The organism is Microbacterium sp. Leaf151, from assembly GCF_001424225.1.
Lineage (GTDB): Bacteria > Actinomycetota > Actinomycetes > Actinomycetales > Microbacteriaceae > Microbacterium.
Genome location: NZ_LMOR01000004.1, coordinates 616549 through 637478 on the forward strand (window position 1 = coordinate 616549; position 20930 = coordinate 637478).

General features: G+C 72.2%; 14 protein-coding genes. 2 read left to right on the forward strand and 12 right to left on the reverse strand.

Going from position 1 to position 20930, the window contains the following annotated elements; translation table 11 throughout:
- Window positions 1–153: 153 nt before the first annotated feature.
- The 4 genes from ASF76_RS13545 to ASF76_RS13560 all read right to left on the reverse strand — a co-directional run bounded on the left by ASF76_RS13545 (window position 154) and on the right by ASF76_RS13560 (window position 6477).
- Window positions 154–1971, reverse strand: coding sequence for an ABC transporter ATP-binding protein (locus ASF76_RS13545; protein ID WP_055958790.1), 1818 nt, complete (start codon window positions 1969–1971; stop codon window positions 154–156).
- Window positions 1968–3830: an ABC transporter ATP-binding protein gene (locus ASF76_RS13550; RefSeq protein ID WP_055958794.1), complete on the reverse strand. Its 1863-nt coding sequence runs from the start codon at window positions 3828–3830 to the stop codon at window positions 1968–1970. Before ASF76_RS13550 ends, ASF76_RS13545 begins: the two co-directional genes overlap by 4 nt.
- Window positions 3831–4273: 443 nt before the next feature.
- Window positions 4274–4771: a methylated-DNA--[protein]-cysteine S-methyltransferase gene (locus ASF76_RS13555; RefSeq protein ID WP_055958796.1), complete on the reverse strand. Its 498-nt coding sequence runs from the start codon at window positions 4769–4771 to the stop codon at window positions 4274–4276.
- Window positions 4768–6477: an Ada metal-binding domain-containing protein gene (locus ASF76_RS13560; RefSeq protein WP_082485067.1), complete on the reverse strand. Its 1710-nt coding sequence runs from the start codon at window positions 6475–6477 to the stop codon at window positions 4768–4770. Before ASF76_RS13560 ends, ASF76_RS13555 begins: the two co-directional genes overlap by 4 nt.
- A gap of 538 nt (window positions 6478–7015) precedes the next feature.
- On the opposite strand from ASF76_RS13560, the gene ASF76_RS13565 reads away from it, so the two are divergent.
- The gene (locus ASF76_RS13565; RefSeq protein ID WP_055958799.1) at window positions 7016–8443 is read left to right on the forward strand and encodes a dihydrolipoyl dehydrogenase family protein; all 1428 of its coding nucleotides are present in this window, start codon (window positions 7016–7018) and stop codon (window positions 8441–8443) included.
- A gap of 303 nt (window positions 8444–8746) precedes the next feature.
- Complete coding sequence (locus tag ASF76_RS13570; protein ID WP_055958802.1) at window positions 8747–9265, forward strand: DUF1697 domain-containing protein; 519 nt, start codon at window positions 8747–8749, stop codon at window positions 9263–9265.
- A 583-nt stretch (window positions 9266–9848) separates the two neighbouring features.
- Here ASF76_RS13570 and purH read toward each other — a convergent pair.
- From purH to nirB, 8 genes are all read right to left on the reverse strand, one after another.
- Window positions 9849–11459 carry a bifunctional phosphoribosylaminoimidazolecarboxamide formyltransferase/IMP cyclohydrolase gene (gene purH, locus ASF76_RS13575; protein ID WP_055958805.1) on the reverse strand — a complete coding sequence of 537 codons (1611 nt, stop codon included), beginning with the start codon at window positions 11457–11459 and terminating at the stop codon, window positions 9849–9851.
- Between the two features lie 64 nt (window positions 11460–11523).
- Entirely contained in the window at window positions 11524–12123 is a 600-nt protein-coding gene (gene purN / locus ASF76_RS13580; RefSeq protein WP_055958808.1) for a phosphoribosylglycinamide formyltransferase, read from the reverse strand.
- A 77-nt stretch (window positions 12124–12200) separates the two neighbouring features.
- A complete protein-coding gene (locus ASF76_RS13585) occupies window positions 12201–13895 on the reverse strand; it encodes a cell division protein PerM (protein WP_055958811.1) in 1695 nt (564 codons plus the stop codon).
- Between the two features lie 40 nt (window positions 13896–13935).
- Window positions 13936–14967, reverse strand: coding sequence for a sirohydrochlorin chelatase (locus tag ASF76_RS16820; protein ID WP_082485069.1), 1032 nt, complete (start codon window positions 14965–14967; stop codon window positions 13936–13938).
- Window positions 14964–16103: a uroporphyrinogen-III synthase gene (locus tag ASF76_RS13595; RefSeq protein ID WP_082485071.1), complete on the reverse strand. Its 1140-nt coding sequence runs from the start codon at window positions 16101–16103 to the stop codon at window positions 14964–14966. The genes ASF76_RS16820 and ASF76_RS13595 overlap by 4 nt, the downstream gene beginning before the upstream one ends.
- On the reverse strand, window positions 16100–17332 hold the full coding sequence (gene cobA, locus ASF76_RS13600) for a uroporphyrinogen-III C-methyltransferase (RefSeq protein WP_055958814.1): 1233 nt from the start codon (window positions 17330–17332) through the stop codon (window positions 16100–16102). Before cobA ends, ASF76_RS13595 begins: the two co-directional genes overlap by 4 nt.
- Window positions 17329–17913, reverse strand: coding sequence for a nitrite reductase small subunit NirD (gene nirD / locus ASF76_RS17700; protein ID WP_327037577.1), 585 nt, complete (start codon window positions 17911–17913; stop codon window positions 17329–17331). Before nirD ends, cobA begins: the two co-directional genes overlap by 4 nt.
- Before the next feature lie 5 nt (window positions 17914–17918).
- The gene (gene nirB / locus ASF76_RS13610; protein ID WP_082485073.1) at window positions 17919–20576 is read right to left on the reverse strand and encodes a nitrite reductase large subunit NirB; all 2658 of its coding nucleotides are present in this window, start codon (window positions 20574–20576) and stop codon (window positions 17919–17921) included.
- Between the last annotated feature and the right edge of the window lie 354 nt (window positions 20577–20930).

Sequence of the window (20930 nt, forward strand, 5' to 3'; positions counted from 1 at the left end):
AGGACGTCACCGTCAGGGAACGTCAGGACATCACGCCCAGCGACGACAGGACGTCACGGTCGGGAGATGACGCGACAGCGGGGCCCGCGACAACTCGACAGCACAGGAGGGGGATGCCATGGCCGGAGGACCGTGGCATCCCTCTTCCGTCGGTCAGACGAGCGACTCCCGCCAGGCGGCGTGCAGCTGCGCGAACTTGCCCGTGCCCGCGATGAGGGCGGCGGGGGTGTCGTCCTCGATGATGCGGCCGTGCTCCATGACGAGCACCCGGTCGGCGATCGCCACCGTCGACAGCCGGTGGGCGATGATGATCGCCGTGCGGTCGGCGAGAAGGGTCTGCAGCGCGTCCTGGATCTGGCGTTCGCTGGGGATGTCGAGTGACGCCGTCGCCTCGTCGAGGATCAGCACCGCAGGGTCGGCGAGGAACGCCCGCGCGAACGAGATCAGCTGGCGCTGACCCGCCGACACACGTCCGCCGCGCTTGTTCACGTCGGTGTCGTAACCGTCGGGCAGCTTCTGAATGAACCCGTCGGCGCCCACGGCACGAGCGGCCGCGCGGATCTCGTCCATCGAGGCCTCGGGCTTGCCGAGGGCGATGTTGTCGGCGACGGTCCCGCTGAACAGGTAGGCCTCCTGCGTGACCATGACGATCGCGCGGCGCAGATCCTTCGGGTGCAGCCGGCGCAGGTCGACGTCGTCGAGCGTCACGGCTCCCCGGGTGGGGTCGTAGAACCGCGACACGAGCTTCGCCAGGGTCGACTTGCCGGCGCCGGTCGTGCCCACCAGGGCGATGGTCTGTCCCGCGGGGATGTCGAGCGAGAAGTGCGGCAGGATGACGCGGTCGTCGGAGTAGCCGAACGTGACCTCGTCGAAGCGCACGTGCCCGCGCGCCGACCAGAGGTCGATCGGGTCGGTGGGATCGGGGACCGTGGGCTGCTCCTCGAGCACGCCCGACACCTTCTCGAGCGCCGCGGTGGCCGACTGGTAGGAGTTCAGGAAGAACGCGACCTCCTGCAGCGGCGAGAAGAAGTTGCGCACGTACAGCACGGCGGCCGTCAGCACGCCGATCTCGAGCGGACCCGCGATCACCCGGCCTCCGCCCCAGAGCAGAACCACCGCGACCGAGACGGCGGCGACGGCCATGATGCCCGGCTCGAACGTTCCGAACAGCTTGATCGAGCGCATGTTGACGTCGCGGTAGTCGTCGGCGAGTTTGCCGAACTCCTCGTCGTTGCGCGGTTCCTTTCGGAACGCCTTGACGGCGCGGATGCCGGTCATGGTCTCGACGAACTTCACGATGACCTGGGCGCTGATGACGCGCGACTCGCGGTAGATGACCTGCGAGCGCGTGTAGAACCACCGCATGAGCAGGTACATCGGCAGGCCCATGACCGTGAGGATCAGGCCCGACTGCCAGTCGATGAGGAACAGTGCGGCCAGCGTGAACAGGCCGTAGAGCACGCCCGACACCAGCTCGTTGAGACCGCCGTCGAGGAGCTCGCGGATGGTGTCGAGATCGCTCGTCTGGCGCGAGATGATGCGCCCCGAGGTGTAGGACTCGTGGAACTCCAGGCTCAAGCGCTGGGTGTGCAGGAAGATGCGCTTGCGGAGATCGAGCATGACGGCCTGCGTCAGGCGCGCGGCCACGACGACGTACCAGCCGATGAGCACCGCCCCGCCGATTCCCGCGAGCAGGTACACCCCGACGACGCCGATGGTCGGCATCCAGTCGCTGCGCTCGATCACGGCGGGCAGGGCGTTGTCGATGCCGAAAGCGATCAGCGCCGGGCCTGCGACGCGCAGAGCCGTCGACACGACCAGCACCGCGGCAGCGAGCACGAGCTGCCTGCGCAGGGGCGACACGAGCGAGCCGAGCAGGCGGAGGGAGCGCTGACGGATGGCGCGGCTCTCGTCACGCGTGTAGTCGGAGCGGTCTTCGCCGCTGGTTCCGGAGACGGTCGCGGTGGTCATCGGGTCGCCTCCTTCTCGGTCCGGGCGTCGTCGTCGGCGGTGATCACCGGGATCGCCCCCGTGCGCGCCTCGCGCTCGGCCTCTTCGAGGCTCGAGATGACGTAGCGGTAGTGGTCGCTCTCGCGGAGCAGGTCGGAGTGGGTGCCCACGGCGGTGACGCGTCCGTCCTCGAGGAGGGCCACGCGATCGGCGAGGGTGACGGTGGAGGGGCGGTGCGCGACGACCAGGGCGGTCGTCTCGCTCAGCACCTCGCGGAGTGCGTCTTCGACGAGTGCCTCGGTGTCGACGTCGAGCGCCGACAGGGGGTCGTCGAGCACGAGCACGGCGGGACGCGCGGCGACGGCGCGCGCGAGCGCGAGACGCTGACGCTGGCCCCCGGAGAGGCTGAGCCCCTCCTCGCCGATGACCGTGTCGAGACCGTCGGGCAGGTCGTAGACGAAGTGCGCCTGAGCGACCTGGAGCGCTTCGCGGAGGATCTCCTCGGCACGTTCGGAGCCGGGCGTGAGGTCTTCACGGCCGAGTAGGACGTTGTCGCGCACCGACTGCGAGAACAGCGTGGCGTCTTCGAAGGCCATGCCGACGTGGCGGCGCAGTTCGGCGAGCGTGAGGTCGCGCACATCGACGCCGTCGATCAGCACACGACCGCCGGTGACGTCGTAGAGGCGACCGGGCAGGGTCGTGAGCGTCGTCTTGCCGGAGCCGGTGAGCCCCACGAGCGCCATCGTCTCGCCCGGACGCAGCACGAGGTCGACGCCGTCGAGCAGGTCGCGCTCGGTGGCGGCGGCATCCTGATACCGGAAGTGGGCGTTCTCGAACGTGAGCTCCCCTCGCGGCTCCGTGATCGTGCGCGGGTTCTCGGGGTCGACGATGGTGTTCTGCTCGTCGAACACCTCGAAGATGCGGTCGGTCGCCGTGCGCGCGTCGAGTAGGAACGAGAACAGGAAGCCGATGGACTCCATGGGCCAGCGCAGCACGGTGGCCATGGCGAAGAAGGCCACGAGCTCGGCCACCTGAAGCTGTCCGAGCTGGGTCAGCACGATGCCCGCGCCCAGGCACACCGCGAAGGCGATGTCGGGCAGTAGCACGAGCCAGAACCAGATCCAGCCGACGGCACGGGCCTTGTCGATCTCGGTCTCGCGCAGCGACTCGGCCTGACGGGTGAACTTCTGCAGAGCGTGCTTGCCGCGGCCGAACGCCTTGAGCACGCGGATGCCGTGGACGCTCTCCTCCACCGAGGTGGCGAGGTCGCCGGCCTGGTCCTGGCTCTGGCGGGTCAGTGCGCCGTAGCGCTTCTCGAAGCGGAAGCCGACGTAGATCACCGGGGCGGAGGTCACCAGGAACAGCGCGCCCAGCAGCCAGTGCCAGCGGAACAGCAGAACGGCGCCGATGCCGATGGTCAGCATGTTGACCACGAGCAGGATGACGCCGAAGGCCAACCAACGGCGCAGCATGCTGATGTCCTGCATCATGCGCGAGAGCAGCTGACCCGACTGCCACCGGTCGTGGAACGCGACGGGGAGGCTCTGCAGGCGCGAGTAGAACGACTGACGCAGGTCGTACTCCACCTTGGTGGCGGGCGCGAGCACGAACCAGCGGCGCAGCCACACCATCGCGGCTTCGGCGAGACCGAGGCCGAGCACGGCGAGCGAGCCCCAGACGAGGGCGCCCGGATCGAGCGAGGCGATCGGGCCGGCGACGATCTGCTCGAGCACCAGCGGGATGGCCAGCGCGAGCAGGCTCGCGACGAGGGCGGTGGCGGCACCCGCGATGAGGCGCGGAAGCACCGGCCGGGCGATGGGCAGCAACCGCGCGAGGGCGCGCGGCGTGGAGAGACGGGGAGGAGGCGTTGAGGTGGTCATGATCCTCGTGGGGTCGAAGCGGGCGCCGGGATCGGGCGCGGACAGGAAGTCGGGGGCGCGACGAGGATCGTCGGCCGGGCGGAGCGGCGGCGCCGGAGCGCAGACGTGGCCCTAGGAGCGTCGGGCGAGGCGCACAGCGACGGAGGAGGCGACTGCCGGGGCGACGGGGGCGTCGATCGGTTCCATGGCATCCTCCTTGGTCGAATGAAGCTCCCGCGGGGGGGACGGCAGCCCTCCAGATTATCTCCGCGAGGCCGCCAGGGGCAAGGGTGTCTTGCCGCACCCGGGTTGAGTCGCGGTCACACGCGGCTTCAGGCAGCGGCGCCTCGCATCCGCGACCGGTTCATCCCCGCGACCTCTCGCTTCCGCCACCGGGGTCAGACGGAGGTGCCTCGCATCCGCAAACGGGTCGCCCCCCGCGACCAGTTTCATCTGCAAACGGGTCAGGCCGCGACCTCCCGCGTGAGGAGCGCCCGCTTCACGTCGGTGCCCCACGCGAAACCTCCCATCGTGCCGTCGCCGCGCAGCACGCGGTGGCAGGGGACGAAGAGCGCGACGGCGTTGCGAGCGCAGATGGATGCCGCGGCCCGCACCGCCGCGGGCGATCCGAGCGCCGCGGCGAAGCCCGTGTAGGTGAGCGGGTCGCCGGGGGTGATGCGCCGCAGGGCCTCCCAGCCCGCGAGCTGCAGGGTGGTGCCCCACTGCGCGACGGCGACGCCGTCGATGGCCGCGAGGTCGCCCGCGTAGTAGGCACGGACGGCCTCGGCCGCCGCCGTCTCACCGGCGACGACGGTGGCGGGGCGGCGATCCGGTCGGAGGCGTGCCGCCACCGCGTCGGGGTCGTTGGTCCAGCCGGACACGATCACCCGATCGTCTTCGTCGGCCAGGATCGCGAAGGGGCCGTCGGGCGTCTCGACGAACTGCAGGGTCGCGGTGGTCATGAGGGGATCTCGCTCTCGGGTCGGGGAGGGGAAGCCGTGGTTGCGGCGGCAGCGGGCAGGTCGATCGCCACGTCGTTCACCACGACATCTGTCGGCACGGTCCGCGACGATCGACGCGGTCGGGAGACGACGGCGGCGGCCACATCGGTCGGCGCGGTCCGCGACGACCGACGCGGTCGCGAGACGACGGCGGCGGCCGCGGTCTCGGCCGGCGATCGCCACGCCTGGGTGACGGGGGCGGCATACCAGTAGTGCGCCATCGCGTAACTGCGCCAGGGAGCGAGGCGCTCGGACCAGGCGGTGAACCCGGCCGGGTCGGAGGGCACCCCCAGGGCGGCCGCCCCGGCTCGGGCCGCGACGTCGCCCGGGAGGAGGACGTCGGGGTCGCCCAGGACCCTCATGCGCACGTAGTCGGCCGTCCACGGGCCGATCCCCCGCATCGCGAGGAGGCGCTGTCGCTGCTCGACGCCGTCGTCGCCCGGTCCGAGGGTGAGCGTTCCGTTAGCGAGCGCCCCGGCCACCTCGACGATCGCCCTCATTCGGGCGGCGGGGCCGCGCAGGACCTCGTGACCTCGTTCGGCGATCACCGCCGGGTCGGGGAAGAGGGAGAGCGGCTCCGGTCCGATGGTCACGGGCTCACCGAGTTGGGCGGTGAGATGCCCCTGCATCGTGCGGGCCGAGGCGACGCTGATCTGCTGACCGATCATGGCGCGCAGAAGCATCTCGTCGGCGTCGATCGCCCCGGGCACGCGCACCCCCGGGATCGCCGCGACCGCGGATGCCAGCTCCGGATGCCGGGACAAGGCCTCGTCGACCGCGAGCGGGTCGGCGTCGAGGTCGAACAGCCGACGGACGCGGGCGATGAGGGTGCCGAGATCGGCCAGGGCGCCCAGCCGCGCACGCAGGCGGAGCCGACCGTCGTCGGCCAGGCGCACCTCGAACCACGCCGGCCCGCCGGGAAGGCGCACGACGCGAGCGAACGACCGGTCGTCGCCCACCTCGGCGCCCGGGACGGCGTGGGCGCGCATCCATCCGAACAGGCCGATCGTGTCGATCGGTCCGCGCACCGGCAGGGCGAGATCGATCTCGCCCGCCGCAGCCCCCGCGGCGTCGGCGCCGTTGCCCGCCGGTCGGCGCGCCCGCAGCTCGCGCGGCGGCATGCCGAACACCTCGCCGATCGTCTCGGTGAACTGCCGGATGCTCGAGAAACCGGCGGAGAAGGCGATGTCGGCCGACGACATATCGGTGCCCACGAGCAGGGCGCGCGCGGTGTGAGCCCGGTGGGCACGGGCGAGGGCCAGGGGCCCGGCGCCCAGCTCGGTTGCGAGCAGCCGCGTGAGGTGCCGCGAGGAGTAGCCGAGTCGTCGCGCGAGACCGGGCACGCCCTCGCGATCGACCACGCCGTCGGCGATGAGACGCATCGCCCGCGCCACCACGTCTCCCCGCACGTCCCACAGGGGTGAGCCGGGTGCGGCCTCGGGAAGGCATCTCTTGCAGGCGCGGTAGCCGGCCTCGTGCGCGGCGGCGGAGGTGGCGAAGAACGTGACGTTCTCTTCTTTGGGCGTGCGGGCGGGGCAACTGGGACGGCAATAGATGCGCGTGGAGCGCACCGCCGTGACGAACTGCCCGTCGAAGCGGCGATCGCGCGACTGGATGGCGCGATAGCGCTCGGGGAAGCCCGGTGCGTCGACGGTGGTGGGGGTCATGGCATCCACTCTGCCACCGACCCCCGACATCGATCGGCGGAAATCGGACATGGCCGTTCCGGCGGGATCACGCCGGCCTAGGGTGAGGGGCCCCGACCGGCGGCCGCCACGGGAGGAGATTCAGCGAGCGGAGGATCGCCCCGCGCCCCGGCATCCTCCCTCGGTTCGATCCCCTCCTCTCCCCCACGCGTCCCCGCCTCCGCGCGCAACATACGGCGGCGCACCAACGCCCCGTACCCACACGACACGGCGGCCGGGCCCGAAGGAACCGGCCGCCTTCGCGTTCGCGCTCAGCCCTGGGCGATCGCGAAGCCGCCCGCGGTTCGGTGCGATCCCGGATCCAGGCGCGACCGTCGGTCCGGGGCGGCATCCCCTGTTCGGGGGGCGATTCGAAGTTCGCGGCGTGATCCCTCGTTCGAGGCGCGCATTCTCTGCCCCCGACGGCCTTACGCGCCCCGAAGCTGTTGGTCGCGTGGGGTGTCACCGCCGCCGCCGCAACCCCCGCACGATGTCGGAGGGCGTCGGTAGCGTGAGCGGCATGAGCGAACGCGAATACGACCTCATCGTCATCGGCGCCGGCCCCGTCGGCGAGAACGTGGCCGACTACGCCACACGGGCCGGGCTCACCACTGTCATCGTCGAGTCCGAGCTCGTCGGCGGTGAGTGCTCGTACTGGGCGTGCATGCCGTCCAAGGCTCTGCTGCGCAGTGCCGCCGCCCTGCGCGCTGCGCGCGATGTCGATGGAGCGAAGCAGGCCGTCACCGGCGATCTCGACGTCGAGGCCGTCCTGCGGCGCCGCGACACGATGACCAGCAACTACGACGACTCCGGCCAGGTCGAGTGGCTCCAGGGTGCGGGCATCGACCTCGTGCGCGGCCTCGGCACCCTCACCGGCGAGAAGACCGTGCGCGTCGCGGCCGCCGACGGCAGCGTCACCGACCTCGTCGCCCGGCACGCCGTGGCCGTGTGCACGGGCTCCGCCGCTCTGCTGCCCGACATCCCGGGCCTCGTCGACGTCTCCCCCTGGACGAGCCGCGAGGCCACTGCGGTCGAACAGATCCCCGGCTCGCTCGCCATCATCGGCGGCGGCGTTGTGGGAGCCGAGATGGCGACGGCGTTCGAGAGTCTCGGATCGCGCGTCACGATCATCGCGCGCTCGGGCCTGCTCGGGGGCAACGAGCCGTTCGCGGGCGAGCTCGTGGCCACCTCGCTGCGCGAGCGCGGCGTCACCGTCAAGACGGGGGCCGACACCACCGCCGCCCGCCGCGACGACGACGGCCGCGTGGTCCTCGAACTCTCCGACGGCACCACCGTCACCGCCGACGAGGTTCTTGTCGCGGTGGGTCGCACGCCCCGCACGCAAGATCTCGGACTGGATGCCGTGGGCCTCGAAGCCGGCTCCTGGCTCGACGTCGACGACACACTGCTCGTGCGCGGCTTCGACTGGCTCTACGCGGTGGGCGACGTCAATCACCGCGCGCTGCTCACCCACCAGGGCAAGTACCAGGCCCGCGCAGCCGGCGACGTGATCGCTGCCCGTGCGCAGGGTGCCGATGTCGACGACGCACCGTGGGGTGCGCACGTCGCCACCGCCGATCACGACGCGGTCCCCCAGGTCACGTTCACCGATCCCGAGGTGGCATCCGTCGGTCTCACCGCCGCGAAGGCGGAAGAGAAGGGGCTGAACGCGAAGGTCCTCGACTACGACCTGGCGAGCATCGCCGGATCGAGCGAGCAGTCCGACGCGTACGTCGGCAAGGCTCGCGTGATCGTCGACCTCGATCGCGGTGTGCTCGTCGGAGCCACCTTCGTCGGCCCCGACATCGCGGAGCTGCTGCACTCCGCCACCATCGCAATCGTCGGAGAGGTGCCCGTCAAACGCCTCTGGCACGCCGTGCCGTCGTACCCCACGGTGAGCGAGGTCTGGCTGCGTCTGCTGGAGACGCTCGGTCGCGACTCCGCTTGACCGCGGCCGTGCGGCCCGGGCGGCGCGGAGCGGCGCGGAGCGGCGATACGTTGCGCCGCTGCGCTCACTCGCGGCGGCGCGCGCCCGGGGCGGCGGGGCGCGGCGCCGCTCGGAACGGCCCAGGCGACTCGCGGGAGCGCACAGCCGCGGCGGCGGCGTTCGGCTTGCGTGGAGAAACGCTCTGACGCGCGAGAAACGACTTCTCCCGGCGTTCCTCACTCGCCGAGGTCTTTCTCGTCGAGGCTCAGGGGCTCCGCGTGACGCGTTCTCCCGCGGGTCGTCCGCTCGGCGTAGGGTCGCAGCATGCCTCGCACCGTCGCCCTCATCCGCGGAGTCGGAGGTCCCACGGCGCTGAAGATGCCTGCGCTGCGTGAGGTTCTGGCATCCGCAGGTGTCGGCGAGGTCGAGACGCTGCAAGTGGCGGGCAACGTCGTGCTCGATGCCGCCGGGCGCGCCTCCGGCGACATCGCGCAGGCGATCCGCGACGCCGTGCGCGGTGCGTTCGGCTTCGATCTGCCCGTCGTCGTGCGCACGCACGCACAGCTCGTCGACACCGTGATCCGGAACCCGTGGGCGGATGCCGCGGAGGGGCGGTGGGTGCAGACCGTCTTCCTCGACGGCCGACCGGCCTCAGTAGCCCTCGCGCTGCCCGACGGCATCCTCGAAGAGGCCGTTCTCGACGGCCGCGAGGTCTTCGTGCGGTATCCCGAAGGCATCGGCGGCTCGAAGCTGCAGGCCGGCTGGTTCGAGAAGCAGCTCGGTGTCGTCGGCACCGCCCGCAACGCCAACACGATCGCGAAGCTCATCGCGATGAGCGCCTGACGCGCTCTCTACTCCTCCCACACGCGCTCTACTCCTCCACACGCGGCGCTCGCCCACCACGACGGCGCGCGTTCCGAGGCACCGCCCGGCCACCGCACACCCCACCCCACCGCCCCGGCACCACCGCCTGCGACACCGCCGCCCATCTCCCAGCGCACAACGCGTCGCACTCCACACGCATAAACGCCATTCCTGCGCGTAAACACTCACTCAGCGTGTTTACGAGCACGAATCGCGTTTATGCGTCCACACCGGACGGCACCCGCCGCATCGCGCCCACCGCACGGCACCCGCCGCACCGCACCCGCCGCACCGCACGGCACCCGCCCCACCGCACACACCACCCCACCGCCCCACCGCCCCACCACCACCGCCTGCGACACCGCGGCCCATCCCGCAGCGCACGACGCCTCGAACTCCGCACGCATAAACGCCATTCCTGCGCGTAAACACTCACTCTGCCTGTTTACGAGCACGAATCGCGTTTATGCGTCCACACCGGACGGCACCCGCCGCCACCCCACCCCGCACACGCACCGCCGCCCCCGCGACCGACGTCACGGGGGCGGCGTGGAGCGACGCGTCAGTGGAAGAAGTGGCGCTCGCCTGTGAAGAACATGGTCACGCCGGCCGCGCGCGCGGCGTCGATCACCTCGGCATCCCGCACCGACCCGCCGGGCTGGATGATCGCCGAGATCCCGGCGTCGATGAGCACCTGCGGACCGTCGGCGAAGGGGAAGAAGGCATCGGATGCCGCAATCGAGCCGGCTGCGCGATCGCCGGCGCGCTCGACGGCGAGGCGGCACGAGTCGACGCGGTTGACCTGGCCCATGCCGATGCCGACCGTGGCCGAGCCCTGGGCGAGCACGATGGCGTTCGACTTCACCGCGCGGCACGACTTCCAGGCGAAGATGAGGCTCTCCATGTCGGCGTCGGCGGGACGTTCGCCCGACACGAGCTCCCAGTCCTTCGCGACGGATTCGATGTCGTCGGGGAACCGGTCGGCGTCCTGCAGCAGCAGGCCGCCCGACACCAGGCGCACGTCCATGCGCTCCTGCTGCCAGTCGACGGGCAGGCGCAGCACGCGCAGATTCTTCTTCAGCTTGAACACCTCGAGCGCCTCGGGCTCGAAGTCGGGCGCGATGATGACCTCGGTGAAGATGTCGCGAAGGTTCTCGGCCATCTTCAACGTCACCGTGCGGTTGGCGGCGATGACGCCACCGAATGCCGACACCGGGTCGCACTCGTGGGCGCGCAGGTGCGCCGAGGCGATCGGGTCGAGCGCGTTGGGGGCGGCGACGGCGATACCGCAGGGGTTCGCGTGCTTGATGATCGCTACCGCGGGCTTGACCATGTCGAAGGCGGCGCGGAGGGCGGCATCGGCGTCGACGTAGTTGTTGTACGACATCTCCTTGCCCTGCAGCTGCGCCGCTTGAGCGATGCCGTGGCCGCCGACGCGCGAGTAGATCGCGGCACGCTGGTGCGAGTTCTCGCCGTAGCGCAGCGTCGACAGGCGCTCGGCCTGGATGGTGAGGTGAGCGGGCAGGTCGATGTCGTCGCCGAGCGTGCCCTCGGCGAACCACGTCGACACGGCGGTGTCGTACGCGGCGGTGTGCGAGAAGGCGCGGGCCGCCAGCTCGCGCCGCTGCACGAGCGACGTGCCGCCGTCGGTGCGCAGGGCGTCGATGATCGCCGGGTACGACTCGGGCGAGACGACGATGGCGACGTTGGCATGGTTCTTCGCCGACGCGCGCACCATTGCGGGGCCGCCGATGTCGATCTGCTCCACGACGTCGTCGCCCTCGGCACCGGATGCCACGGTCTCCACGAACGGGTACAGGTTCACCACGACGAGCTCGAAGGGACGGATGCCGAGCTCGTCGAGCTGCGCCTCGTGCGAGGCCAGCCGCAGGTCGGCGAGGAGGCCCGCGTGCACGTTCGGGTGCAGCGTCTTCACGCGTCCGTCGAGCGATTCGGGGAAGCCGGTCACGGCCGAGACGTCGCTGACGTCGTAGCCGGCGTCGCGCAGCAGCGTGGCCGAGCCGCCGGTCGAGACGATCTCGACACCGGCGGCGGCGAGCGCTTCACCAAGCTGCAGGAGACCGGTCTTGTCGCTCACCGACACCAGCGCGCGGCGGATCGGGACGACGTCGCGGGGACGGTAGTCGGCGGGGTCGTGGCGGGGTCCGGCCATGGCTTTCGGCTCCTGTGTCTCGAGTCGGATTCGTATGCGCGACGGGCCGACGCCCGCCGGCGGGTCAGGCGGTTCGGGATGCCGTGGCGGCGAGGTCGAGCTCACCTTCGGCGATGCGTCGGACGACGTCGATCAGCAGTCGTCGCTCGACGGGTTTGATGCGCTCGTGCAGGGCGTCCTCATCATCGCCGGGCAGCACGGGGATCCGCTCCTGCGCCAGGATCGGCCCGGTGTCGACGCCCGAGTCGACGACGATGACGCTCGCGCCGGTCTGCTCGACCCCGGCGGCGAGCGCGTCGCGCACACCGTGCGCGCCGGGGAACTCCGGCAGGAACGCGGGGTGCGTGTTGATCATGCGGGGTTGCCATGCGGCGACGAGGTCGGCGGGCAGCAGGCGCATGAGGCCGCTCAGCACGACGAGGTCGGGCTGCCACACGGCGAGCTGCGCCCCGAGTTCGGCGCCCCACTCCTCGCGAGACGCGAACGCCCCGTAGGGCACGAGGAAGGTCGGGATGCCGAAGTGCTCGGCGTGGGCGAAGCCGTCGGCCTCGCGATCCGCACCGACCGCGACCACGCGCGCCGGGAAGTCGTGGGCGGATGCCGCCTCGAGCAGGGCGCGGAGGTTGGAGCCGGTGCCGGAGATGAGAACGGCGACCGTGAGCACGCGCCCAGTCTACGCAGGTGCGTCGACGCTCATAGGGTCGGGCGAGGTCGCGCCCGAGGTGCGGTCCGCCGACCCCCTCAGCGCCGGTGGTCGGTGTCGTCCCCCTCGCTGTCGCCGTCGGCCGCCGCCCAGGCTGCGCGGATACGCGCGCGCACGTCGTCGTCCGGCACGGCATCCGGGGTCGAGGACGGCGCGTCCGTCGTCGACGGGTCGCTCGGCGGCACGTCGGAGGGGCTCGTCGGAGCCTTCGTCTTCTTCGTCGACGCTCCCGCGCCGGCCGGGGTCGTCCCCGTGAGCGAACCCCCGAGGGAGACGCCGCTCGAATCGCTGCCGGTCGACGGCGCCCCGGTCGGGGTCGCACCCGCCGGCACGGCATCCGCGGGCTCGTCCGTGTCGCCTCCGGCCCACCCCGGCAGATGACCCCACCCCGACGGCGCCGTGGCCGGCGGTGCGTCGGGGTAACGATCGGTGGAGGGCCACGACGGGAAGTCCGAACGAGCACCGGACGACACGAACGCGGAGTTCCCGCCGGAACGAGCGGCGATGTCGTGGCGGTCGTCGTCGACGTCGTCCCCGCCCCCGCGCGGGCTCAGCAGCAGGATCGCGAGCCCGACGAGCACCTCGAGTCCGAGCACGAGGGCGAGCGGGCCGGGCTCGGGTCCCGTGTCGGCGAGGCGTCCAGGACCGATCGAGCCCGATGAGGCGAGGGCGGCGAGCGCACCGACACCGCCCGTGAGCGCGGCGACGGCGAGCGTCACCACCAGGCGCGGGCCGAACGGTTCGGGGCCGGCGGTACGCGGCATCCGGGATCGCAGCATCCATCCGGTCATCACACCCACGGCCACGGGCAGCAACGCGAGGAGGAGCAGCCACGACGAGGTCGAGTCCGGTACGGCGCCGAGCACCGGGATGCCGGGGAGCGCGCCGACCTGCGTCCCAGCCGGGGTGACGGCGGTGTCGGTGCCCAGCGCGAAGCCGGGGCCGGCCGTGAAGGCCACCGCCCACACGACGAGGGTGGGCAGGTACATGAGCTGGCCGAGGGCGATGACGGTCGCACCGATCGCATCCGCGTTGCTCGCCTGATACAGGCCGATGACCTGAGCGGAGCGCGCGATGAGGCCCACGACGACCACGGCGCCGCCGACGGCGACGAGTCCGAGGGTGGTGAAGGCGAGTCCCCTCACGACGAGCGCGGGCACCTCGGCCCAGGCGTGCGGGAGCCGTCGGATGCGCGTCCGCAGGGCATCGACCGGGCCGTCGTCGCCGACGCGCCAGGCGCCGATGAACGCGCCCAGGAACGACGGCACGAAGAACAGGAGCGACGGGAGCAGGATGGCCAGCCACACCTCGGATGCCACCAGCTCGGCGTTGGCGCTCACCCCCACGAGCACCGCGATCCCGGCGAAGACCACCGAGCCCGAGAGCCACCCGGTGATGGCCGCCCCGGCCGCGGCCGCGCGAGCTCCGGAGCGAGCGGCGAACAGGGCGGTGAAAGCCGCGAGGGCGAGCGGCGCGAGCGACAACGTGAACGATGCGAACGTGGGATCGATGCCGGTCGCCGCGAGGTACGCGTCGGGCAGGGTGACCGTGACCGGCACGAGATGACCGAGGTGCCAGATGGAGGCCGAGGCCGGCCACAGCGCTCCCCAGTCGGGGTCGCCGACGCCGAAGACCCACAGCAGCGCGAGGGGCGCGAGGATCACCGCGATGCCGCCCGCGGCGGCCAGCACGGCGTCGAGGGCGGCGAGGAGGGCGACGAGAAGGCGATGCATGGGCGAGAGGAACCCTACCCGGGCAGCCGGAGCCCGCCTCTCAGGCGCGGCGGCGTCGCCGCACTCCCCGATCGTCGGAGAGGCCCGCTGCCGCGAGGACGACGACCCCGGCCAGGAGCACGAGCAGCGCCACCAGCACGGCACGGCCCGTCACCCGCGCGACCTTCTTCGCGGTGCGTCGCCGCGGAGAGATCCCTGACCCCGGAGAGGTCCCTGAGCCCGAAACGGTCCCTGAGCCCGAGGAGGTCCCTGAGCCCGAGGAGGTCCCTGAGCCCGTCGAAGGGACCGGCCCCACCGCACCACCGGAGGCTTCGACAGGCACAGCCCCCTCCGCCGCAGCACGCCCGGACGCGTCGACGGGCTCAGCCACCTCCCCCGCAGCAGCGTCGGCCGCCGCAGCCTCACGCGCTTCGCGCCAGCGCTCCCACACGATGTCAGCCAGCCGCGGGTCGGCGCCGATCGGCTCCGACGTCAGGTCGGCCTCCGCCTTTTCGATCACGCGCGAGAAATGCCCGGGGGCGAGCACGTAGCTCGCGGCCACCGTCCGCTCGCCTGCGGAGCGCGCCGCGCCCACGGCATCCGGAATGCGAGGTTCGGATGCCGCGGCGTACGCCGTCACGATGGGGCCGGCCACGCCGGCATCCGCCATGAGCTCAGCCATCCGCTCGACGTCGACGACCGCGCCCGGGCGCGTGGAACCGGCGGCGGCGAGCACGACCGTGTCGGTGGCGCCGGCACCGGTGGCGCGCACGCGGTCGGCGAGGATCTCGGCGAGCACCGGGTGCGGCCCGAGGGCGCGGGCGATGGGCAGGCCTCCGGCGGCCTCCACGAGGTCGACCTCGGTGTGGTAACCGGTCGAGAGCAGCAGCGGCACGATGACGATGTCGTCCGTGCGCTCGCGCGCGGCGGCCACCACGTCGGTGACGAAGGGCCCGTGGACGTCGACGTAGGCCTCGTGCACCTCGACGCCCTCGGGCGCGGTCTCGCGCAGCACGTCGAGCAGCGCGCGGATGACCACGCGTCCTTCTTCGAACCGGGTGCCATGGGCGCTGGCGATGAGTACGGCGGTCATGAGTCCTCCTCGTCGACCAGGTCGAGACGGTAGCCGCGTTTGTAGACCGTGCGGATCAGGTCGATGCCGCCGAGCGCCTCGCGCGTGCGGGCGACGGCCACCTCGACCGCGTGCCCGCTCGCCTCGGCGCTCGAGAGTGCGGCCACCAGGTCGGTGCGCGAGACGACCGCGCCGGGGTGGCGTGCGAGGGCCCGCAGGATCTCCACCCCCGTGCGCGGCAGAGCCGTGAAGACGCCGTCGAGCACGATACCGGCGGATCGGATGCCGAGGCGACCGACCGTCGTGGGGATCGCGGGGGCCTCGGGGCCGCCGTAGTGCGTCACGACCGCGCGGACGAGCGCGCCGAGGCGCCCCCGGTCGGGCACGAGCGGATCGATCCCGGCGTCGAGCAGGGGGCCGGCGGTGATCGGACCGACCGCAGCCACCAGCACCCGGCCGTCTCGAGCTCGGGATGCCACCCCCTCGAGGGCGTGGGCGCGGCCGGCTGCGAGAATCCACTCGCGCGCCGCGGGGGCGGAGGTGAACAGTACGGCGTCGACCTCGCCCCGGGCGACCTGGCGGGTCGATGCTGCGACGACCTCGGGGTCGGGCGGCGGACCCCAGCGGTAGATGGTGAGGCTCGTCACGCGGGCGCCCGCCGCCTCGAACGCCTCGTCGAGGCCGTCGGCACCCGAGCCGTGGTGCTGCACCGCGACGTGGAGCCCCTCGATCCCCTCGGCGACGAGGAAGTCGCGCAGCTCCGCCGCCGTCTCGCTCTCGGCCACCCAATCGGCCTCGAACCCCGCCTGCTGGATCGCTCCGCGCGCCTTGGGGCCGCGCGCGACGATGCGCGCCCGCTCGAGCACGGAGCTCAGGTCGTCGTGCAGGCCCGCCTCGTCGGCGGTCTCCATCCAGCCGCGGAATCCGACGCCGGTGGTCGCCACCACCACGTCGGGCGGATCCGCGACGAGTTGGCGGGTCTGGGCGATGAGCTCGTCGTCGTCGACGTGCGGGATGATCGTCAGCGCCGGAGCGACGCGCACGCGCGCACCGTGACGCTCGAGGGCCGCCGACAGCTCCCCCGACCGCCGGTCGACGGGAAGCAGCATGGTGCACCCCTGGAGCACCGTGCTGATCGTCCGGACGGGAGCGGTCACCCGATCCCCTCGCCCCGCAGCGCGGGCACCGGCATCAGCAGGTCGGCGCGGGCGACCTCGCCGAACACGAGCACCGCCGGGTTGGCCAGGCGGTGGGTCTCGGCATCCTGGATCGCCGTGCCGAGGGTCGTGCGGATCGTGCGCTGAGCGGGCGTGTGGCCGTTCTCGACGAAGGCGACGGGGCGCGTGTCGGGCGCACCCGCGGCGCGGGCTGCCGCGACGAAGCGGGGCAGAGCGCTCACACCCATCAGCGCGACCACCGTGGCGGTGTCGTCGCGAAGGGCGGCGAGGGTGGCCTCGCTCGGCGTCTCCTGACCGTTCACAACGTGCAGAGTACCGGCCACACCCCGGTGTGTGACGGGGACACCCGCGGCCGACGGCACTGCGATGGCACTCGAGATGCCGGGGACGACCTCGACGGGGATGCCGGCGGCCCGGCACGCGAGGACCTCTTCGCCGCCGCGGCCGTAGACGAAGGGGTCGCCGCCCTTCAGACGCACGACCCGCAGGCCCTTCGCGGCGCGGTCGACGAGGAGCGCGTTGATCTCGTCCTGCGGCACGGGGTGATGCTGAGGGCGTTTGCCGACGTCGATCAGCTCGACGTCGTCGCCAAGTTCGGAGAGGACGCCGGTCGGTCCGAGGCGGTCGTACACGACGACGTCGGCCTCGGCGAGCAGGGCGCGAGCGCGCACGGTCAGCAGGTCGACCGGACCTGGGCCGCCGCCGACGAGCGCGACACCCCCCACGGGTGTGCGCCGTCGGCGGCGGAGCGGAAGGGCGCCTTCGGCGAGGCGCGCGGCGATGGCGTCGCGCACGGCGACGCTGCGGCGCGGGTCGGCGCCGGCCGTGGAGACGACGCCGACCATCACGTCGCCGCTGGTGGTCTCGGCGGCCAGGCGCGCGGTGCCCTTGCCGCCGTGCCCGGCGTTCACGCACCACACGCGCCGCGCCTCGGCGGCGTCGACCACGAGGGCGTCGATGGATGCCGACCCGGTCGCTGTGTGGCAGAACCAGGCGTCGTCGAGGTCGCTCGGGTCGAACGAGCGGGCGAGCCACTCGATGTCGCCGGCCGCGGCGAGCGCCGCGAGAGCGACGGTGGCCTCGGGCGCGATGAGTCGCACGCGCGCACCGGCGGCGCGCAGCCGCTCGATGCGGCGTTCGGCGACGCGGCCCGCGCCCACGCAGACGACGAGACGGTCGGTGAGGTCGAGTCCTGCGAGGGCGATCATCGGGGGTCTCCTGGGATCTTCACGAGCACATCGCCTTCGGCGACGGCCACCGGGTAGACGGCAAGCGACTGCGGATCCTTGCCCTGCGTGTCGAGGCAGCCACCCGTACGCAGGTCGAACACCTGCTTGTACATCGGGGATGCCACGGTGGGAACGCCCGCTCGATCGCCGACGATGCCGCGCGACATGATGGCCGCGCCGCTGAACGGATCGATCTGGTCGGTGGCGTAGAGCCGACCGTCGAAGGTGCGGAACAGCGCGATCTGCCGGTCGCCGATGAGGGCGGCGGCCCCGCGCTCGACGAGCAGGTCGTCGACGCGGCAGACGCGCACCCAGCCCGCGGCGGGGGCGGGCGGAGCCGCGGGGGCCGTTGCGCCGGCAGCGGGCGCGGGGGCCGGCTCCGCGGCACCGGACGCGGCGGAGGCGAGGACGGACGCTGCCGACGGAGAGGAGGCGGGCGACGGCGGCGCGGCCGCGGCGGCCGTGACCGACGGCGAAGCAGCGAGCGGCGGGGCGGCGGGGGCAGCGGCATCCGGGGTCATGGCATCCGTTTTCGTGGCATCCGGGGTCGTGGCATCCACGATCGTCACGAGCGCACCGCCAGCGTCGTGCCGCCGATGAACACGGCACCCGAGGTGCGCTCCTCGTCGGTGGCGGGGCGGGGCTGTCCGCGCTCGGAGACGTACGCAAGCGTGGGGTCGGCCTTGTCGGGGGCGTTCACGAAACTCTGGAACCGCTTGAGCTTCTCGGGGTCGGCGAGAGTCGCGGCCCACTCGTCCTCGTAGTTGTCGATGTGCGCGGCCATGGCGCGGTCGAGGTCTTCCGCAACGCCCAGGGTGTCGTCGAAAACGACGCCCTTCAGCGCGTCGAGGCCGCCCTCGTAGTCCTCCATCCACGGGGCCGTCCGCTGAAGCCGGTCGGCGGTGCGAATGTAGAACATCAAGAACCGGTCGATCGCCCGCAGCAGCCCGTCGTCGTCGAGCCCCTCAGCGAAGAGCACCGCGTGACGCGGGGTGAAGCCGCCGTTGCCGCCGACGTACATGTTCCAGCCGGCCTCGGTGGCGATGACCCCGACATCCTTGCCGCGGGCCTCGGCGCACTCGCGCGCGCAACCCGAGACGCCGAACTTGATCTTGTGCGGCGAGCGCAGACCGCGGTAGCGCAGTTCGAGCTGCACGGCCATGCCGACGGAGTCCTGCACGCCGTAGCGGCACCAGGTCTGACCGACGCACGACTTCACGGTGCGCAGGGACTTGCCGTACGCCTGCCCCGACTCGAAGCCGGCGTCGACGAGGCGCTTCCAGATCTCAGGCAACTGCTCGAGACGGGCACCGAACATGTCGATCCGCTGGCCGCCGGTGATCTTCGTGTAGAGCCCGAAGTCGCGGGCGACCTCGCCGATCACGACGAGCCCCTCGGGCGTGATCTCGCCACCCGCGATGCGCGGGACGACGCTGTAGGTGCCGTCGCGCTGGATGTTGGCCATCACGTGGTCGTTGGTGTCCTGCATCGTCGCGAGCTCGCCGTCGAGCACGTGCCCCGAGTACAGGCTCGCCAGAATGCTGGCGAGCGCCGGCTTGCAGATGTCGCAGCCGCGGCCGGTGCCGAAGCGCTCGACGATCGAGGTGAAGGTCTTCAGGCCCGACACCCGGACGGCGTCGAAGAGCTGCGCGCGGGTGAACGCGAAGTGCTCGCAGAGGCCGTTCGACACTTCTTTTCCGGATGCCGCCAGCTCGGTCGCGACGAGCTTCTTCACGAGCGTGAAGCACGAGCCGCACGCCGCTCCCGCCTTCGTGCACGCCTTGACCTCGGCGGCATCCGCGCAGTCGTGCTCGGTCACGGCATCCCGAACCGTGCCCGCGGTCACGCCGTTGCACGAGCACACGATGGCGTCGGCCGGCAGGTCGCCCTGCGGGGCCGGCGCGAGGTCCGAGGGCATGAGGTACGCCGCCGGGTCGCCGCCGAGGGCGCGACCGACGAGGGGGCGGAGGGAGGTGTACGCCGAGGCGTCGCCGACGAGGATGCCGCCGAGCAGGGTCTGCGCATCGTCGCTCAGCACGAGCTTCTTGTAGACGCCCGACACCGGATCGGCGTAGGTGACGTCGAGCGCATTCGGCGTCTCGGCGAACGCGTCGCCGAAGCTGGCGACCTCGACGCCCGAGAGCTTGAGCTTGGCCGAGGTGTCGAAGCCGGGGAACGACGCCTCGCCTCCCAGCAGGCGGGTGGCGGCGACCTCGGCCATCGCGTAGCCGGGGGCGACGAGACCGATGCACTGGCCGTCGAAGCTGGCGACCTCGCCGATCGCGAGGATGGAGGGGTCGGAGGTGTCGCACCCTCCGTCGATCACCACGCCGCCGCGGGCGTCGACGGCGAGGTCCGCGGTGCGGGCGAGTTCGTCGCGGGGCCGCACGCCGACCGTGAAGACGACGATGTCGACGGCCTCCCACGTGCCGTCGCGCAGCTCGATACCGCACACGGCGCCGGAGATGTCGGCATCCACCCGGGTGGTCACCGACGACGTGCGCACCTCGATGCCGCGCGCCTCGATGAGCCGCTGCAGCGCCTTCGCGCCGCCCAGGTCGAGCTGGGCCGACATGAGCCGCTCGTTCGACTGCAGCACGAACGGCGAGACGCCCTCGGCCTGGAGGGCACCCGCCGCTTCGAGACCGAGGAGGCCTCCGCCCACCACCGCTCCGCGCAGGGGACGACCCAGCTGCGCCGAGCGCTGGGCGACCCAGGCGCGCATCCCGGCGACGTCGTCGAGCGTGCGGTACACGAAGCAGCCCTGGTGATCGAAGCCGTCGAGCGCGAGGCGGGCCGCGTACGAGCCCGTGGCGAGCACGAGGCGGTCGTAGGAGTGCGTGGAGCCGCCGGCCGTTGTGACGGTGCGGTTCTCGCGGTCGATGCTCGTCACGCGCGCATCAGTCTCGACCCGCACCCGCTCGTGATCGAGCACGGCGGGATCGAGGGCGAGGTCGTCGGGTGTCTTGCCGTTGAAGTAGCCGGTCAATCCGACGCGATCGTAGGGGCCACGGGCCTCGTCGCCGAGCACCGTGACCGCCCAGCGTCCGTCGGTGTCGCGGCTGGTGAGGCTCTCGACGAAGCGGTGCGCCACCATGCCCGCGCCGACGACGACGACGGAGCCGGATGACGCGGGGTGAAGCACGCCGCCACCGTACGCGGCGGACTTTGCGCGGCGGTCAGCAGCGTGTTTCGTACCGGTTGCAGGGTTCGTGCGGGCCATGCCCCGACGCTAAGCAACCGAGGTTTCCCCCGCCGTCGCCCCGGCGTTACCCCCGGCGAACGTTTCTCTCACGGGGCCGCGGTGTTCGTGTGAGGTTTGCGCCCCCCGGCATCCATCACCCGGCCCCCTGACCCGTCGAGTGTCCAGAACACGCCGCATCCACCCGGCGGGCGGCGGCGTGTCTCGGACACTCAGGAGGCGGGCGGAAGCGCCCCCCTCGGCCCGCCGCGGCGACCCACCCCCGTTGAGTGTCCAGAACACGCCGCATCCCCCGGCGAGCAGCGGCGTGTCTCGGACACTCAACAGCTCGACCGGCGGCGCCCGCCTTCACGCCGTGGAGCGACGCCGCGGGCC

Excerpts from the sequence above, each read along its gene's own strand:
- ASF76_RS13555 (WP_055958796.1), bottom strand. The coding sequence starts at position 4,771 with ATGACCACCGCGACCCTGCAGTTCGTCGAGACGCCCGACGGCCCCTTC.
- ASF76_RS13545 (WP_055958790.1), bottom strand. The coding sequence starts at position 1,971 with ATGACCACCGCGACCGTCTCCGGAACCAGCGGCGAAGACCGCTCCGAC.
- cobA (WP_055958814.1), bottom strand. The coding sequence starts at position 17,332 with ATGATCGCCCTCGCAGGACTCGACCTCACCGACCGTCTCGTCGTCTGC.
- ASF76_RS13560 (WP_082485067.1), bottom strand. The coding sequence starts at position 6,477 with ATGACCCCCACCACCGTCGACGCACCGGGCTTCCCCGAGCGCTATCGC.
- ASF76_RS13565 (WP_055958799.1), top strand. The coding sequence starts at position 7,016 with ATGAGCGAACGCGAATACGACCTCATCGTCATCGGCGCCGGCCCCGTC.
- nirB (WP_082485073.1), bottom strand. The coding sequence starts at position 20,576 with ATGGCCCGCACGAACCCTGCAACCGGTACGAAACACGCTGCTGACCGC.
- ASF76_RS16820 (WP_082485069.1), bottom strand. The coding sequence starts at position 14,967 with ATGACCGCCGTACTCATCGCCAGCGCCCATGGCACCCGGTTCGAAGAA.
- ASF76_RS13550 (WP_055958794.1), bottom strand. The coding sequence starts at position 3,830 with ATGACCACCTCAACGCCTCCTCCCCGTCTCTCCACGCCGCGCGCCCTC.
- ASF76_RS13585 (WP_055958811.1), bottom strand. The coding sequence starts at position 13,895 with ATGCATCGCCTTCTCGTCGCCCTCCTCGCCGCCCTCGACGCCGTGCTG.
- ASF76_RS13570 (WP_055958802.1), top strand. The coding sequence starts at position 8,747 with ATGCCTCGCACCGTCGCCCTCATCCGCGGAGTCGGAGGTCCCACGGCG.
- purH (WP_055958805.1), bottom strand. The coding sequence starts at position 11,459 with ATGGCCGGACCCCGCCACGACCCCGCCGACTACCGTCCCCGCGACGTC.